The organism is Achromobacter sp. MYb9 (assembly GCF_002975275.1).
Taxonomy (GTDB): Bacteria; Pseudomonadota; Gammaproteobacteria; order Burkholderiales; family Burkholderiaceae_B; genus Achromobacter.
Window position 1 is genome coordinate 140,524 of record NZ_PCOQ01000010.1, and the last position, 17,943, is coordinate 158,466.

Consider the following 17,943-nt stretch of genomic DNA (forward strand, 5'->3'; position numbering starts at 1 on the left):
GCCGAGCTGGAATGTACAAGAACGTCTTGCGGCGGGTTTGCCATTTGATGCCAATAATGCAGGGCAGGAGCACGCCGATACGATGACGGTATTGATCGCCACCGCGGCAACTCAGCGGGTCATGCGCCATTGCGTAGCGTGGCCCGGAAACGCGAGGGAGCCAGCCCCGTCCAGCGTTTGAAGGCACGCGTGAAATGTGCCACATCGCTATAGCCAACCATATATGCGATGTCGGTGGCGGAATATTTGTCTGTCCCAATGAGGCGAAGCGCCTCGCTCCGACGAGTCTCGTCGAGCAGGCCCTGGAAATCGACGCCGGTGCGTATGAGGCGTCTCTGTATGGTACGCGGCGACATTCCTAGTTCTTTCGCGATTAAAACTAGCTTGGCTGTTTTGTGATCGGATATGTGGGCGATGAGCAGGCCGGCCGTGTCAATTGTTGACTGCAATGCCGCTGTGACCGTCGAAATATCGTCCTTCATTGCGCACAATGGACGGTCCAGCAGATCGCGGTCAAATTCAACCATGTCGTACTTTGCTCCCGTCACAATGTTGGGACCCAGAAAGGCCTCGAGCGCGTCGTCTCCCCTTGCGCTCCGTGCGGTCAAATGCACTCGTATGGCTGACGAGTCTTTTGCCATGAGCGGTATTTTTCGGAGTACGGCCAAACTTCCAAGAACGAACTGCAGGGGGTTCTCATCGAGTTGTCCGGAGAAACTATGAACCAGTTTTATGCTCCGGCTTTCCGTGACGAGACGCATCCTGCCGCCCTGGTGAAGCATTTTTGCGTGGGTGACGGCCATCGCGCAGGCCTGCGCGATATTTTCCGAGCGTACGACCAGACTTCCCCACGTGCCGAGCGAACGCAGATCCGTCAAATGTCCTACGTGGGCACCGCCAAACGGGTCTTGCGCGATGGCGGCCATTTCGTTCGCAATGCGAAAGCACGTGGCTCGGGGGAGCCAGATGTCAGGAGTCTGAAATATGTTGGGAGCAATCCCGAACCGTTGGAAGAATTCAAGGACAGACACGCCTCGACTTGCCAGGTAGGGCGCCATGTATAGAAGACTACGAAGCTTGATGCGGGGCCGACGGGGTGATATCGAATCAGACACGGGAATGTCCACGCGATGAACTCCGGTCCGGCCCAGGTATGTGGGAGGTTCTTGAGGCCATGGCTAGGTTAGCGAGTAATCAGTTTTTCGAAAACTCCAGGCCGGGAAATGATGCAGTAAATCGGCCGGAAGCGTGCAGCCGCCGAATCTACCTTGTGGCTTGTGCGAACCAGCTCGGAACTATCGGTATGAGACAACTGGCCGTGGATAATGAGACTTTTCCGGCGGACCATGGACGGCAATTTGTGGATTATTCAAACACCTTTGGGCTGATGTCGCCGTTTTCGAAAGCAATCAAGCGCATTGCATTTGGCATCGAATGGCAAGACACCGTTAACTCATTCTCCTAACCTAGCCTCGCCCTAGCGGCGAAGGGAAGTCACGGAGCAGATTGGGCCTCTCTTATTTTTGGGCTTGGACGCAGAGCGAAGACTGCCCGCATCCAGTCCAATGGTCACGAGTCCCACGGCTGCCGCGTCGGTGTTGAATGACGATGTCGTCGCGCATCAGTTTAATGATGCCCTAATACATCATCGTCGCTAACACTCGCCTCGCGAATAGGATTTATATATAAATTTGCACGCAGAAGTAATGTGCGACGGGGAAATGGTGACTATGCAGATCAATGCGGCGTGTACGGATTTATCATCGGAGCGTATGTCTGCTGAGATGGTGTACGTGCACAGTGGGACATTCTGGATGGGCTCTGACCATCACTATCCAGAAGAAAAACCGGCTCATCGCGTAGGTGTCGAGGGGTTTTTCATCGATAAAGCCCCAGTCAGCAACGCGCAGTTTGCCGAGTTTGTTGCGGCGACCGGTCATCGCACGTTTGCCGAATTGGCGCCTGACCCACGTGACTATCCCGGTGCATTGCCTGAGATGCTATATGCAGGGTCGCTGGTCTTTCGCCAGCCGTCCGGACGGGTCGACCTGAACGATTGGTCGCTGTGGTGGGAGTTCATGCGGAACGCCAACTGGCGCCAGCCCTATGGGCCGCACAGTAGTATTGCGGGATTGGATGATCATCCAGTCGTCCATGTCAGCCTCCATGACGCGCTGGCTTACGCCCGGTGGAAGGGGAAGGATCTCCCCACGGAAGCCGAGTGGGAATTTGCCGCTCGAGGGGGGCTCGAACAGGCTGAATATGCTTGGGGATCTGAATTTACCCCTAGCGGTCGTCATATGGCCAACACTTGGCAAGGATCGTTTCCGACGACCAATCATCATCTCGACGGATATTCCCGCACTTCGCCGGTAACTGCCTTCCCGCCTAACGGATATGGCATCTACGACATGATCGGAAACGTCTGGGAGTGGACATCGGACTGGTTTGCTCCCAGGCATGAGGTGGACACCAGGAAAACTTGCTGCATACCCAGAAACCCTCGTGGGGGCCTTGAGTCTGCCAGCTATGACCCGTGTCTGCCCAATATAAAAATCCCGCGCAAGGTGTTGAAAGGCGGCTCGCATCTGTGTGCTCCGAACTACTGTCGCCGCTATCGACCAGCGGCCCGACATGCCGAAGCAATCGACACCTCAACAAGTCATGTCGGCTTTAGATGTGTTGTTCGAACTGGAAAATTCAATGAAATTTAGCCTAAAAATCAAAAAAACGCGCTGGTTCAGTGTAGGCACGACACTGCTGATGTTGGGGTCGCCTGTGGTAGCTCAGGAATCGCTGCCCTTTGCTCCCACGCCCTCGGGAAGTAAAGCGGGGCCGACCATTGCCGAATCGACCTACAGCCCGCTGCCCGCTAAATCGCATCTGCCAAAGAACGCGCCCAATATCGTTGTGATTATGCTTGACGATGTCGGCCCGGCGCTTCCGAGCACCTTTGGTGGTGTGATTAATACACCCACCTTAAGCCGCGTAGCGGCAGAGGGGATCACCTATAACCGGTTCCATAATGCGGCAATGTGCTCGCCGACACGGGCAGCACTTCTGACGGGGCGCAATCATCATCGGGTCGGCTACGGCCAGATCGCAGAGCTGGCGAATGATTGGGATGGTTATTCAGGTCGAATTCCGCGCACTTCCGCGACAGCCGCTAAAGTGCTTGGCTATTATGGTTACGCAACGAGTGCCTTCGGAAAATGGCACAACACGCCAGCTAATGAAACTACGGCCGTCGGCCCCTACACGAATTGGCCGGCTGGACAGGGCGTCGGTTTCGACTACTTTTACGGCTTCCTTGCCGGTGAATCGTCGCAATGGGAGCCGGCGGTCGTTGAAAACACGGTTCGCGTGGATCCTTCTGAAGGTAAGAAGGAATATCACTTCACCGAAGATATGACGGATAAGACTGTCACATGGATCAAGCAGGTTCATGCCCTGACACCGGATCGGCCATTCTTCGTGTATTGGGCACCTGGAGCGTCGCACGGCCCGCATCATATTTTCAAGGAATGGGCGGACAAATATAAAGGTAAGTTCGACAAAGGTTGGGATGTGATGCGCGAAGATGTTTTTGCTCGTCAAAAAGAACTTGGCTGGATTCCGAAAGACACGGAATTGACGCCTCGGCCTAAGACACTTGCCGCATGGACCGATATTCCAGAGGATGAAAAGCCGTTTCAAAGCCGGCTTATGGAAGTGTTTGCCGGCTATACCGAACACGCTGACGCTCAGGCTGGCCGGTTGATCGATACTTTGGATGAGCTGGGCATCCGTGAAAACACACTCGTCTTTTACATTTGGGGCGATAACGGCTCAAGTGCGGAAGGCCAGAACGGCACGATCAGCGAACTCTTGGCGCAGAATGGCATTCCTTCCGAGGTTAAGGATCACATTCGGACCATGAACGAACTGGGTGGTCTGGATGTGCTCGGATCTCCCAAGGTGGATAACATGTACCATGCCGGGTGGGCTTGGGCTGGTTCTACGCCATATCAATCCACAAAGCTGATCGCAGCGCATTTTGGCGGAACTCGCACGCCGCTTGCGGTTTCGTGGCCAAGCAGGATTAAGGCAGATAACACGCCGCGTTCGCAATTCCATCACGTCAACGATATCGTGCCGACGATCTATGACATTTTGGAAATTGCGCCGCCGAAGCTCGTCGACGGGATCAGCCAAGATCCGATCGACGGCACCAGCATGACCTACTCTTTTGCATCCCCGACGGCGCCGGAACGCAAGGGTGAACAGTATTTCGAGGTCATGGGCAGTCGCGCCTACTATAAGGACGGTTGGATCGCTTCGGTATTTGGGCCGAGAATCCCATGGCAAACAGGCATCGACCCTGCAATCATGCAATGGTCACCGAAAAACGATGTCTGGGAGCTCTATGAGCTCAACAAGGATTTCTCGCAGGCGAAGGATGTCGCTCCCCAAAATCCCGATAAGGTGAATGAGCTGAAGATCGCTTTCGATGCGAGTGCGAAGGATAATAAGGTCAATCCGGTCGGTGGGGGATTATGGTCCATTGTTTTCCATCCTGAAGATGCTCCCTCCAATCCAGCCAAGATTTTCAATTACACACAGGAGGTTGTGGGTGTTCCCGAATTCACTGCACCGCGCCTTGGGTCACGAAGCAACCTTGTCACCATTGACGCGGATTTAAAACCCGACTCGAAGGGCGTGCTCTACGCGCTGGGGGCCGTCTCCGGCGGCCTGGCCGTGTGGGTCGAGAATGGAAAACTCAACTACGAATACAATCTGTTTGAGATCGAGCGGACCCAGTTGGAAACATCCGCTCCGCTTCCCACAGGGAAGGTCAAGATCGAGGTCGAAACGCGCAAGGTTGCTGGCGCCCGCCCGGCGCCTTTGGATATTGTCATCCGCGTGGACGGCAAAGAGGTCAGCAACGGGCGTGTCCCACGTTCCACGGCGCTCACCTTTACCGCCAATGACGCCTTTGACGTTGGTCGAGATAGCTATTCCCCGGTCTCACTTGCATATTTCGATCGTAAGCCTTTTACTTTCAACGGAAATATCCGTCATCTAAAGGTCGAATATTTGGACTGATCGTTGACAACTTCGGCTACGCCGCAGTAGGCGATGCGGCGGTCCCTCTCGACAACTTGATGAAGCATGCAACTGGCTTGAGGCCATCGGCATCCACCGGTCGAGGACAAGTTTGGTCGGTACCAAAGATCTTCTCTGATTTGGTGAGGTGACAACTTGCAAATGCCACAACCCATTGCCGTCCTTGGTGGCGGCTCCTTTGGACAGCGGTTCAGTTGTCGCGCCGATCAGCTTTCACTCTAACCACTGCGGATTCCAGACAATTTCCCAGAGGTGTCCGTCGGGGTCCTGAAAGTATCCCGAATAACCACCCCAGAACGTCTCGTGCGGTGGCTTGACGATCGTTGCCCCTGCCGCACCGGCCTGAGCCATGACAGTGTCAACTTCGACTTTTGACGAGACATTGTGACCAAGCGTCATCTGGGTCGGATTGAACGGCACTGTCGTCAATCCTGTGTCGTGAGAAATGCTCCTCTGCGGCCAGAGCGCCAAACGCAGGCCGGACTGCAAATCTAAAAACACAACGGCGCCGTGCTCGAATTCCGTGCCTACGATGCCATCGGTAGAAAGGCCTAACCCATCCCGGTAGAAGCTCAACGACACGTCAAGATCTTCAACGCCTAGGGTGATAACGGTAACTCGTGGCTTCATGTTCGTGCCTCCGTTTGAATTGCGAGTTTATCTCCGCCGTCTCTCAGTAGCGAGGGAAGTCGTCAACGAGGGATGCCCTTCGACCCATTGCGGCCACTAGCGGCGGAGCACCGGCGGCGCTGAGCCATTGTGGAACCGGTGTTCATGGTAGCGGCCACCTTTCAGAGATTTCTAGCCGACACCTCTACAGTGGAATGTCGCCGCGACGAGATCACGCCTGTAACACGATCATGACCTCACGATCTCTCCCATCGTCCAGCAAGGGAATTTCCCCTGATTTCTGCAGCACTCCATCAAGCGTCACGTAGCCCGCCCCATTTTCGGACTGTCCGCGCAGGGCGGTCACGGAGTACAGCGTAGCCCCGTGCCGATAGTGCAGCTTGAAGGTGTTCCAGTCCGCAGGCAGACAGGGGTGGAAGCTCAAGGAAGCGCCGCGCCGACGCATGCCTAGTACCGATTCCAGGATCAGGCGGTACATCAGGCCTGACGAGCCGGTGTACCAGGTCCAGCCGCCACGGCCTTGCTGCCCAGGCGTAGTGTAGATATCCGCCGCCATGACATAGGGCTCCACCTTGTAGACGGCGGTTTTTGCGGGGGAGTCGGAATGGCTAATGGGGTTGAGCATCGTGAGCAGGTCGCCGATGCGCGCGTTTTCTCCCAGGCCGCAGAACGCCATGGCGGTCCAGATGGCGGCGTGGGTGTACTGGCCGCCGTTTTCGCGCACGCCGGGCACATAGCCTCGGATGTAGCCGGGATTCAGGGCGGAGGAATCGAAAGGCGGGTCAAGCAGCCGTATCAGTCCGCGTGCGTTGTCGATCAGCCGCTCATCCACGGCCTGCATGGCAAGGCGGGCGCGGTCTTCCCGGGCGGCGTCCGACAGCACGGCCCAGCTTTGCGAGATAGCGTCGATCTGGCATTCCGGGTTCTCGGCGGACCCCAAGGGGCTGCCGTCATCGAAATAGGCCCGCCTGTACCACCCGCCGTCCCAGCCGGACTCCTCGAGCCGCGAGCGCAGCCGCGCGGCTTCCGATTCGCAATGCGCAGCGAACGGCAGGTCTTCTCGCGCGCGGGCTAGGGCCGCGAACCGCGTCAGTGTGTTGTAGAGGAAGAAGCCCAGCCAGACGCTTTCCCCGCGACCGTCCTCGCCGACCTTGTCCATGCCGTCGTTCCAGTCGCATGATCCAATCAGCGGCAGGCCATGGGACCCAAAGGCGCTCAAGGCATGCGACAGAGCACGCGTGCAGTGCGCATACAGGCTGGCCGTCTCCCTGGACGGTGTGGGGTTGTCGTAGTTGGACGATTCCCCTGGGTTGAGCTGGCGGCCCTCAATGAATCCCGCCATGTCGTCCAGCACATCCGAGTCCCCAGTCACTTCCACATAGTGGCAGGCGGCGAACGGTAGCCACAGGTAGTCGTCCGAGCAGCGCGTGCGCACCCCGCGATTCGAAGGCGGGTGCCACCAATGCAGCACATCGCCCTGCACGAACTGCTGGGCCGCGCAGCGCAACAGGTGCTCACGCGCCAGGGCGGGGCGAGCGATCACCAGCGCCATGACGTCCTGCAACTGGTCTCGAAAACCGAAGGCGCCGCCCGACTGGTAGTGGCCGCTGCGCGCCCACAGCCGGCATGCAAGCGTCTGGTAGAGCAGCCAGCCATTGGCCAGCGTGTTCACGGCAGGGTCGGGCGTGTCGATGCGCACGACTCCCAGCGTATCGCGCCAGTACCGTCTGACGGCCTGGAGTTCGCTGCCCGCCGCACCCAGTTCGCCGTACCGGCGCACCAGGTGCCTGACGTGCTCGACGCCTTGCGAAGAGGCACCAAGGTGGAACAGGATTCTGACGTCCTGCCCGTCCTCCAGCGTGGCGGGGACCTGGATGGCGGCGCAAGGATCGAGTCCCGCGCCTGTCCTGCCCGATAGCCGGCTGCGCCGCAGCGCTTGCGGGTGGCGCAGGGTGCCGTTTCTGCCGATGAACTCCTTGCGGTCGCCGGTCATGGTCCGCGTCGGGGCGCTGGTGTCGAACCATGCGACGTGCCCGGAGAAATCGGTATTGAAGCTGTTGCGGGCCAGCAACGCCCCGGTCTCGGGATCGGTTTCCGTGACGACGTGCATGGAGGACTTGGCGCGCAGGTCGCCCAGCACCCACTCCACGTAGCCGGTCACCGACAGGCGCCGCCGGCGTCCCGACCGGTTGCGCAGCGTGAGCGCATAGAACTTCACGGGCGCATCCTGGGCAACGTGGATGGACAGTTCGGATTCGATGCCGTCCTCCACGTGCTCGAACACCGTGTAGCCAAAGCCATGGCGCGTGACGTAGGCGGAATCGCCGCCAGCCGGGTAGGGGGCCGGAGACCAGTATTGGCCGCTGCTCTCGTCGCGCAGGTAGAAGGCTTCTCCGCAGGCATCGCTGACCGCGTCGTTGTACCAGGGCGTGAGCCGGTATTCATGGGCGTTGTCGTTCCAGGTGTAGGCCTGCCCGCTTTCGGACACGACCGTGCCGAAGCCGGCGTTCGCGATGACGTTCACCCAGGGCGCCGGCGTGCGCCGGTCCCGAGTCGTGGTGATCACGTATTCCTCTCCATCTGGCGTGAATCCGCCCAGTCCGTTGTCGTGCAGGAGGATAGAGGCGCCCGAGCCGGGATCCGCCTGCGCCCCGGCCGACTGCACGGCGGGGGGCAGCACCGGCGTCGAGACCACCAAGGGTGCAATGCGCGTCTCGGGCAGGCCCAGGCGGTTCACCTGGTTGGACAAGGTGCCCAGCGTGTCACTGAGCGATATGCGCGACACCGCCTGCAGCAGCGTCCGGTCCTCTTCCGATATCTGGTCGCCGGGGCGAACGAAAATGCCGCCGGGGCGGTCGATGATGTGCGCTTCCACGCCCGCGGATATCAGGCCCATCATCCGGTCCTGGAGCGCCTGGCGGTAGCTGCCCATATCCTCGTTCCAGATCACCAGGTCCACCGCCACGCCCTTTTGCCGCCAGTAGGCATGCGCCTGAACCAGCTGGCGTACGAGCTGAAAGTTGGCGGGATCCTTGATGCGGAGCAGCACAATGGGCAGGTCGCCCGAGATGGCGTATCCCCACAGGCCCGACTGTCCGCGGCGATTCTTCAGCAGCGTCGCCGCCTCGGCGCGCATGGCGGGGTTCTGATAGACGATGGCGTTGGCGAGCCGGGCGTAGAGCTGGGCGTCCGCCTCAGCGACGTTCAACTGGCGCAGGGTCACCTGCGCGTGTGTCCACGCAAGTTCCAGCGCCCGGTCAGCCAGGTGGCGATCCCGGTATTTGCTGATCAGGTTCATGCAGGCGCTGCGGCTGTCGCCCACGCCTTGCACCAGATCGATGACCATGGATTCTTCTGCTTCCAGCGTGATCTCGCAACGGATCGCGGATACCGGGTCCAGTACCGAACCCTGGCTGCCCGTCAATGGCCCATCGCCCTCCAACGCCTGAGGGTCGGCCACCGAGCGGCCCCGGCCCAGGAAGATGGACCGGTCCGTTTCGTAGGAGGCGGTGCCGGGATGACCGCCATGGATCGCCAAGAGCTGGAACATCCACGGCGGGTTGTCCGCCGGGCTTCGGCCCCGGCGGGAACAAAGGATGGCGCGTTCGGACGGGACGATCTCGGTCTGCACAAAAAGATTGCTGAATGCCGGATGCAGTTCATCCGCCATGGGCGGCGCGATAACGACCTCGGCATAGCAGGTGATTTCTATCGTCCGCCGCTCGCGGCTGCGATTCGTCAGGTGGCAGCGGCGCAGCTCGATATCGTCTTCCGGCGACACGACGATCTCGGTGTGTGTGTCGATCTGGTGGTCCGTGCGGCGGAATTCGGCGCGGCCTTCGGAGAAAATGACCTCGTAGTGATCTGGCCGCGTCAAGGTAGGCTGGTGCGAGGTGGACCAGATCGCGCCGCTGTCCTTATCCTTCAGATAGCAGAACGTTCCCCAGTTGTCGCAGGTGCCGTCCTCGCGCCAACGGGTCACGGCCAGGTCTTTCCAACGGCTCGAGCCCGCGCCGCTGTTGGTGACCATGACGTGGTAGCGTCCGTTGGACAGAAGCTGCACTTCCGGGATCGCGCTGTCGGCGGTATCCAGCACGCGCACCGGCGTTTCGGGCTGCCCCGTCGCGGTGCTGCGAATGACCGACAATTCGGCTGCCTTTGCGAAGGCGGTCGCAGCGCGCGGGACCCGCTCCTGCAGCAGGAGCATGGTGGCCTGGAACGACGGATCCGCTTCAAAGCGTACCTGCATCGTTCGTCCCAGCAGTACGTTCGCGATAGACAGGAATCCCATGCCCTGGTGGTGCGCCATATAGGCATAGACGATCGCACCGGTCTTGCCCGGCGGCAGGCGGCGCGGCGTATAGTCGATGGCCTCGTAGAATCCGTAGCGCCCCAGCAGGTTTTCCTTGGCCAGGCGCTGCAGATTGTGGCAGGCCTCGTCGGGCAACACCATCAGCGCCAGCATGGACGCATACGGCGCCACCACCACGTCGTCGGCCAGCCCCCGCTTCAAGCCTAGCCCCGGCACGCCGAACGCCCGATACTGGTAATTCATGCCGATGTCGAAAAGGTTGTAGGCGCTTTCGGACATGCCCCAGGGGATGCCGAGCTTGTCGCCGTACTCGATCTGGGCGCGCACGGCCGACACGCAAGTCTGTTCCAGCAGGGTATGTGGGTAGGACGGCATGACGAGGCGTGGCATCAGGTATTCGAACATCGAGCCGCTCCACGACAGCAGCACCGTGCCGCTTGCGGCGCCGCTGAGCTGCCTGCCGAGGGCAAACCACGTTTCCTGCGGCAGTTGGCCCTGCGCAACCGCTACGAAGCTGCTAAGACGGGCCTCGGAGGCCAGCAAATCGTACAGCCCCTCGTCGCGCCGGCGTTCGGTGAGGTTGTAGCCGATGGCCAGCAGCCGGCTGCCCGGGTCGTACAGGAATCGATAATCCGCCACGGCCATTTCGGCCAGCGTGTCGGCCAGCACGGCGATCAAGGCAAGCCGATCGCGGGCGCGTTCACCCGCCGCGATCACTGCAAGCTCGGTTTCCAGCAGCCAGGTCTGCTCGTCGGAAGTGATATCCGGTGATGACAGCCGTTCTCGCAAGGTGGGCAGCACGCGCCTCGCCATGTCCGCGACCTGCTGCAAAGTCGGCATGGCATGCAGTTCGGGAATGTCCCGCCATCCGGCGGCGTTGGCCAGGCCTGGCCACGGCGCAAGCAGCGCCAGCTCGCTGCGTGCGGCTTCGCATTGCTGCAGCAGCGCCTGGCAATGCCAGAGCGCCTGCCCAAGTTCGGGCGCCGCATAGTGTCCTATCTGGGCTGAGGCCAGCGCGCATAGCCGATCCAGGTGCTGCTTCGCCTGGGGCAAGGTCAAGGCGCCGGCCTGGATGACGGAGTCCAGCGCGTCGGCGAAGGGCTCCAGCTCGGCGGAACTCCCTTCGGAGACGCTTTCCCGCAGGACCGCCAATGCATCGGCGCATCCCTGAAATGTGCGGGGATGCAGGAGGGGCGCCTGCGCTAGTTCCAGCAGCCCGGGCCGCAGGGTGAGCAGATGGCCGGCAAGATTGCCGCTGTCCACGGTCGAAATGTAGAGCGGGGCCAGCGGCTTCAGGGTGATGGTGTCGTACCAGTTGTAGAAGTGCCCCAGATAGCGCTCCAGCGTGGCCATGGTGCCCAGCGACGCGTGCGTCTTTTCCAACAGGCGGCTCGCCTGGAGGTAGCCGAAGTCATAGGCGGCCAGGTTGGCCAGCAACGCCAGGCCGAGGTTCGTGGGCGAGGTGCGGTGCGCGATGCTCGGGGACGGCCGGTCCTGGATGTTGTCGGGTATCAGCCAGTTGTCTTGCGCGCCGCCATGGCCGTCGAAAAACGACCAGGTCTTGCGCGCCAGCATCCTCAGGAACTCGGTCTGGTCGGGGGACAAGTCGATCTTGGCAAGTACCGGCGGGCGGCTTAAGCGCCAGGCGATGACTGGCATCGCCGCCCAAAGCGCCAGAACCGGCAGGGCGGCGCCCCAGGCCGATGGGTTCAGCAGCATCACGCCGACTCCGATGGCGGCGGCGAGCAGGGGGGAACTCCAGACGGAAAGCAGGATAGGACCGGACCGCGTTCCGCCGTCGCGGTTGGTGACGCTGGACGGCTTCCATTCCAGCAGCCTCCGGCGCGAGACCGTCAGGCGGTACAGTGTCCGGATGACCGCGTCCAGGCTGTACAAGGCTTCATGCGCCAGGCTGGCCAAGGCAAACGCCGCCCGCGTGAACTGGCGCAGTGTCGGCGCAACCCAGCCGACCAGATGCTGCGCGAGCACGACGTCTTCTTCTTTTCTTACTCCGCTCAACGCCGAGGCAAACAAGGCCGGCAGGAACAGGATCAGCACGCAGGCGACTGTCCACAGGTACGGGGCAGGCAGTCGTGTCCAGCCCAGCGCAAGCAAAAGCACAAGACTGGCCGGGACCAGGCTGCGGCGCAGGTTGTCCAGGATCTTGGCGCGCGCGAGCGCCGGCAGGGGCGATCCGTGCCGCGCGCCTGGTGCCGTGGGCGACCGGCCAATCAGCCAGCCCAGTAGTTGCCAGTCTCCGCGTATCCAGCGATGCCTGCGGCTGACGTCCGCGGCGTAGCGGGCTGGCTGGCCTTCGAAGAGCTGGACGTCGCTCAGCAGGCCGGAGCGGGCATAGCAGCCTTCCAGTAGATCGTGGCTCAGGACCCGGTTCTCGGGGAAGCAGTCCTTCAAGGCCACCTCGAAAGCGTCTACGTCGTAGATCCCCTTGCCGATGAAGGACCCCTCTTTGAAGATGTCCTGATAAACGTCGGACACCGTGTTGGTGTAGGGATCGATGCCCGGATCGCCGCCGTTTAGGCGCGCATAGGCGGACGCTGTCAGGTCGGTCAAGCTCACCGCCACCCGGGGCTGCAGAATGCCATAGCCTCGAGTCACCCGGCGCGTGTCCGGGTCGAACCGCGCCTGATTGAGCGGATGGGCCATGGCGCCGACCAGCTTCCACGCGGTTTCCCGGGGCAGCTCGGTGTCGGTGTCCAGCGTTATGACGTATCTGGTGCCGGCGAGCGCAGCCAGGTCGCCCACGACGCAGGAAAACGCGCCTGCGCCCTGGCCGCGGAGCAGGCCGTTCAGGTCGGCCAGCTTTCCTCGCTTTCTCTCGTAGGCCATCCAGACCCGCTCTTGTTCGTTCCAGCGGCGAGGGCGGTGAAAGAGAAAGAACGGACTGCGCCCTAGGCGCCGGTACTTACGGTTCAGCGCCTGGATCTGCGCCTGGGCGCGTTCCAGCAGCAAGGCGTCCGAGGGCTGATGCTCCGACGCGGCGTCCACGAAGTCCGTCAGCAGGCAGAAGCTCAGGTTCTCGCCGGGATTGGCCAGAAAGCGGATCTCCAGGGCCTCGGCCAGCGTCTCCGCGTCATCGAGGCCAATCAGCATCGTGGGGACGGCGACCAGGCAGCGGCCGCTGTCGGGGATGCGCTTGGCGTAATCCATGCGCGGAAGGCGCTGGGGCCGCACCAGCCACGTCAAGGACCAGTTGACAGTGGCCACGGCGAGATGGCTGGCGGCGATCAAGGACAGCACGGCGAAGCACGCCATGGCCCAGGGGCCGACTTCTGACCCATGGGCCATCGCCAGCAGCAGGGCGCCGACGCCTACCGTAAGCAGGATGATGGCGCCCGCATACAGGCGCAGCGCGGCGCGGGGCGAGATGCGGGCCACCCTCTCCCGCACGCTGAACTGAGCCTTGGCCCGTTTCGCCAGCTCGTCCTGGCCCTCGTCGATCAGGTAGTAGCCCACGTGCGCGCGCCGGAAATCGGCGCCCGGGCTCGGGTCGGCCGCGCCTGCCGTTGCCAGGTCGACTGCCATGGCGGCGATTTCAGTCTCCGCGTGCTCGGATTTCCGCGCCATCCGCTCGACGCGATGGCGGTAGTGGTCTCGGGTTGGAAAATCCATGCCGGCGTAGACGCCGGCGGGATCCTGGCGCAAGGTCCGGTCCACGATGCTGACGGCTTCCACGAAGTCGTTCCAGTTCGTCGTCGACAAGGTGCGCAGGCTGCCGATGCTGTTGCTGATGGATACCTGGTCGGCCGCCTGTTGCTGGTTTTCGGTGATGACCATCTGTTCAATGGTCAGGTTGGACTGGGCAAGGCGCTGCTCGAACCACGTCAACGGCAGGGCCAGCGCCGGACCATGCCCCTGGAGTCGCCTGGCCAGTTCGGCCACGAACGAACCGTCTATGGGTGGATTCGAACGCGCCATGTTGGCGATGACCAGTATCAGGCTGGTGGGATCCTCCTCGGCCGATTTCCGCATCGTGTCGGCCCAGGTGTCCGCCAGGCCGCGGTTCATGTTCGCGTAGGCCAGCCGGATGGCGACGCGGCGCAGGTTTTCGATCAGGCCCAGGCGCATCATGATGGGAATCGCCCACAATTCTCCCAGCTGCAGCGGCGTAACCAATTGATAGGCGGCCACGAATGCCTGGATGCCCGCGGCATCGATCCGCGCGTCGCTATGGGAGATCATCTCCAGCGCAATGTCGTACACCCGCGGCAGTCCCTGCGAGGGGCCCGTGTCCAGCTTCGGCAGGCTGCGGCTGTAGCCCTTGGGCAGATGCCGTTTGGCCAGCCGGATCTGCTCTTCGATCAGGTAGAAATTGTCCAGCAGCCATTCGTCGGCCGGCGTGATCTGGCGATTCTGCCGCACGGACTCCATCAAAAGCGCGCAGGCCTGAGCCAGCAGCGTCTGGTTTTCGGTAAGCCGTGGCAGCAAGGTGTCCGGCGGACGCGATCTGCCCACGTGATGCGCGTGCGCCAGCGCCTGGCCGTGCTGCTCCATTTGCAGCGAGCTGAACAGCTCCGCCCGCAGTGGCGGCTCGCTTTCGGCCGAGCGCAGCGTGGCCGTACCTCGGGCAAACAGGTCTATCCACTCGGGTGCAGCTTCGAGCGAGGGCCAATCAATAGGTTTCATAGCCATAGAGTGACCAAGCTCGGCCGCGGGCTCTGTGCGTTAGCGCACGGACGCCCTTTGTTGCCTATGGCATAACAGATGCGAGTCCCGGATTCTCCGCGGTTCCGCCAAGCGGCTTGGAGGCAGAGGGCAATGGACAGACAAGGAATGGGCGGCCCCGGCGATGTGTCGCGCACCCACGCCTGGCAGACGCTGCTAGCGCATGCGGGCGAAGTGCGGCCGCAGCACGTGCTGAACCTGTTCCAGCTTGATCCGGAGCGCGGGCCGCGCTTGAGCGTGGAGGCCGCGGGCTGGTATCTCGACTATTCCAAGAACAGGATCACCACCAGAACTCTCGATCTGTTGCTGCGCCTGGCCCGCGCGACTCGTCTGCCGGCGAGGATAGACGCCATGTTCAATGGCGATCCGGTCAATGTCAGTGAAGGCCGCGCTGCGTTGCATGTCGCATTGCGCATGCCCGCCGATGGCAGCGTGCAAGTGGATGGCAGGGACGTGGTGCCTGAGGTCCAGCGGGTGCTACGCCGCATGGAACGCTTCGCCGGCAGGGTGCGCAGCGGAGCCTGGCGGGGCGGAACCGGCAAAAGGATCAAAAATGTCGTCAACCTGGGCATAGGCGGCTCTGCGGTCGGCGTGGGCATGGCCTGTGCGGCGCTGCAGCACTACGGACGACCAGACATGCAGTTCCGCTTCGTGTCCAACTTGGACGGCGCGGACTTCTTTCATGCTACGCGCGACCTGGACCCGCGCGAAACGCTGTTCATTGTCTGCTCTAAAACCTTCCAGACGCTCGAAACCCGCCGCAACGCGGCCGCCGCGCGCGCCTGGTGCCAGGAAGACATCCAGGACGAAAGCGCGGTACAGGCGCATTTCGTGGCCGTGACGGGAAATCGCGAGGCCGCTATCCAGGCCGGCTTCGCGTCGGAGCATGTCTTCGACGTCTGGGACTGGGTCAATGGCCGCTATTCATTGTGTTCCGCAATGGGACTGGCCTTGATGGCTGCCATCGGACCTGCCGCCTTTCGCGAGATGCTGGCCGGCTTCCATGACATGGATGCGCATTTTCTTTCCGCACCGCTGGAATGTAATCTTCCCGTCCTGCACGCATTGATGGCGGTGTGGAACAACAATCTCCTGGGTTCGCGATCCGTCGCCGTTCTGCCTTATGAGCATTATTTGAGGTGCTTTCCCTCGTATGTCCAACAATTGATGATGGAAAGCAATGGCAAGTCCGTCACACAGGGCGGGGCTCCGGTGGCCTGCCACACCAGCCCGATTTACTGGGGCGCTTGCGGAACGAACGGCCAGCATTCGTTCCATCAGTTGCTGCACCAGGGCTCGCAGATCGTGCCTTGCGACTTTATCGGGTTTCTTTCGCCGCTGCCGCCATCGGCGCATGGCCACGAGGAACTGTTGGCAAACATGTTCGCCCAAGCCCAGGCACTGGCCTTCGGCCGTCCACTGGGCGAAAGCGATGGGCCCGCGGATGCGCAGGTTCAGGAAGGGCACCGGCGGGTCCAGGGTAACCGTCCCAGCAACACGTTGCTGGCCGCAAGGCTGACGCCTCGCACGCTTGGAGCGCTTGTTGCGCTCTATGAGCACAGCGCCTACACCCAGGGTGTGATCTGGGACATCGATTCCTTCGACCAATGGGGCGTGGAACTGGGAAAGACGCTCGCCGTGCATATTGCGCAAGCGCTTGCGGCCGGGCAGGCAAGTGCGCCCGGTCCCGACAGTTCCACGCGAACAATGATGCAGAAATACCTGGACGACAAGACCGCCGCGGCTATGTGCGCCACCGAACGGACGTGATCCTGGCCTTCCCCTACCGTTGCACGGTCACACTGGCGCTCCCGCGCCAGGTCAACACAGCTCTTCGCGACAGGATCATCGATATGTCATCGCTCATCAAGAAAGGCTATACCCGCTACACGCCTGCCCAGGTCCCGCGCTCCGGCATTTCGGCAATCGACTCGCTGGGCTTCGTTCCATTCGCGACCTACGGCTCCAGAGCGGTCGGCGCCTTGGTGGGCAGCGCACAGCCACATCCCGGCGCACCCATCGGGGACTCGGGCCAAGTCTCACGTGAGGTAAGCAAGTGGGAAGGCGAGGGCGGAAGCATCGTTGGCTATGTCGGCGTGCTGCGCCCGTTCGTGTTTGGTGGCGCCGGATCGCAGGTTCTGTGGCCGGTGCTGGCGTGGCACAGAGAAGAGTCCTGACGCGTTCGGGTCAAGTTTGCGCAATGGGGAAAGACCCATCATCCATGCGACAACTCAAAAAGTATGTATGCGCAGTGTTCGTCGCGCTTTCGCTCACTGCGGTGCATGCAGATCAAATAGCACCCGCTTAGCGGGGCCAATGATCAATAGTGCGGTACTCTGGGCAGGACTCCGTTCGCCACCGTACATAACGCGTGGGGATTGCCCCTGCCGAGTGGGCAAAGTGTGCCGGAGGATTTTCGGATAACGGCCCTGGATCGGGCCGTTGCAACCGGGCTTGTTGGAGGGACTCATCATGCCTGATTCTCACGATCCCACCCAAAATCACCTATTGGCGGCGCTGCCTCCGCAGGAGATGAAGCGAGTGTTTCCTCTGTTGGAGCGGGTCTCCCTGCCGTTGGGCAAGGCGCTGTACGAACCGGGCGGTCGAATGCGGCATGTCTGCTTTCCGGTCGACTGCATCGTTTCCCTGCTGTGCGTCATGGAAGATGGCGCCTCGACCGAAATCGCTGTGGTCGGCAACGAAGGCATCGTCGGCATTTCCTTGTTTATGGGCGGCGAAACCACCCCCAGCCGCGCAATCGTGCAAAGCGCGGGGGTGGGCTACCAGTTGAAGGGGCAGGCGCTGAAAGACGAGTTCGACCGGGGCGGAGCCATGCAGCATCTGCTGCTTCGGTATACGCAGGCGCTATTGACGCAAATGGCCCAGACCGCGGTGTGCAATCGTCATCATTCGCTGGACCAGCAGCTTTGCCGCTGGCTCCTGCTTAGCCTGGACCGTCTGCAATCCGACGAACTGGTCATGACGCAGGAACTCATCGCCAACATGCTGGGCGTGCGCCGGGAAGGGGTCACCGAGGCCGCCGGCCACCTGCAGGAGGATGGCCTGATCCGGTATCGGCGCGGCCACATCACCGTGTTGGACCGCAAGGGGCTGGAGGCTCGCGTCTGCGAATGCTATATGGTGGTCCGGCAGGAATATCAACGGCTGCTGAATGTGACTGGTAGCGCGATCCGCGCCTGAGATGGAACCTG

The 17,943-nt window shown here is 61.5% G+C and carries 9 protein-coding genes; 6 read left to right on the forward strand and 3 right to left on the reverse strand.

Annotated elements, in window-relative coordinates; translation table 11 throughout:
- Positions 1-119: 119 nt before the first annotated feature.
- Positions 120-1,058, reverse strand: a complete 939-nt coding sequence (locus tag CQ050_RS16595; RefSeq protein ID WP_233214116.1) for an AraC family transcriptional regulator — start codon at positions 1,056-1,058, stop codon at positions 120-122.
- A 245-nt stretch (positions 1,059-1,303) separates the two neighbouring features.
- On the opposite strand from CQ050_RS16595, the gene CQ050_RS30845 reads away from it, so the two are divergent.
- The 3 genes from CQ050_RS30845 (at position 1,304) to CQ050_RS16605 (ending at position 5,085) form a co-directional block, all read left to right on the forward strand.
- Complete coding sequence (locus CQ050_RS30845) at positions 1,304-1,465, forward strand: hypothetical protein (protein ID WP_158266053.1); 162 nt, start codon at positions 1,304-1,306, stop codon at positions 1,463-1,465.
- Between the two features lie 265 nt (positions 1,466-1,730).
- A complete protein-coding gene (locus tag CQ050_RS16600; RefSeq protein ID WP_199196839.1) occupies positions 1,731-2,714 on the forward strand; it encodes a formylglycine-generating enzyme family protein in 984 nt (327 codons plus the stop codon).
- Positions 2,635-5,085 (forward strand): arylsulfatase, encoded by a 2,451-nt coding sequence (locus CQ050_RS16605; RefSeq protein ID WP_199196840.1) that lies wholly within the window; start codon positions 2,635-2,637, stop codon positions 5,083-5,085. Before CQ050_RS16600 ends, CQ050_RS16605 begins: the two co-directional genes overlap by 80 nt.
- Positions 5,086-5,319: 234 nt before the next feature.
- Here the strand turns inward: CQ050_RS16605 and CQ050_RS16610 are convergent, their stop codons facing one another.
- Together CQ050_RS16610 and CQ050_RS16615 are read right to left on the reverse strand one after the other, a co-directional pair.
- A complete protein-coding gene (locus tag CQ050_RS16610; protein ID WP_105557921.1) occupies positions 5,320-5,736 on the reverse strand; it encodes a VOC family protein in 417 nt (138 codons plus the stop codon).
- A 211-nt stretch (positions 5,737-5,947) separates the two neighbouring features.
- Positions 5,948-14,692: a GH36-type glycosyl hydrolase domain-containing protein gene (locus CQ050_RS16615; RefSeq protein WP_105557922.1), complete on the reverse strand. Its 8,745-nt coding sequence runs from the start codon at positions 14,690-14,692 to the stop codon at positions 5,948-5,950.
- A 132-nt stretch (positions 14,693-14,824) separates the two neighbouring features.
- On the opposite strand from CQ050_RS16615, the gene pgi reads away from it, so the two are divergent.
- The 3 genes from pgi to CQ050_RS16630 all read left to right on the forward strand — a co-directional run bounded on the left by pgi (position 14,825) and on the right by CQ050_RS16630 (position 17,932).
- Positions 14,825-16,501 (forward strand): glucose-6-phosphate isomerase, encoded by a 1,677-nt coding sequence (pgi, locus tag CQ050_RS16620; RefSeq protein ID WP_199196841.1) that lies wholly within the window; start codon positions 14,825-14,827, stop codon positions 16,499-16,501.
- Positions 16,502-16,584: 83 nt separating this feature from the next.
- Positions 16,585-16,908 (forward strand): hypothetical protein, encoded by a 324-nt coding sequence (locus tag CQ050_RS16625; RefSeq protein ID WP_105557924.1) that lies wholly within the window; start codon positions 16,585-16,587, stop codon positions 16,906-16,908.
- 295 nt (positions 16,909-17,203) lie between these two features.
- On the forward strand, positions 17,204-17,932 hold the full coding sequence (locus CQ050_RS16630; RefSeq protein ID WP_105557973.1) for a Crp/Fnr family transcriptional regulator: 729 nt from the start codon (positions 17,204-17,206) through the stop codon (positions 17,930-17,932).
- Positions 17,933-17,943: the final 11 nt, after the last annotated feature.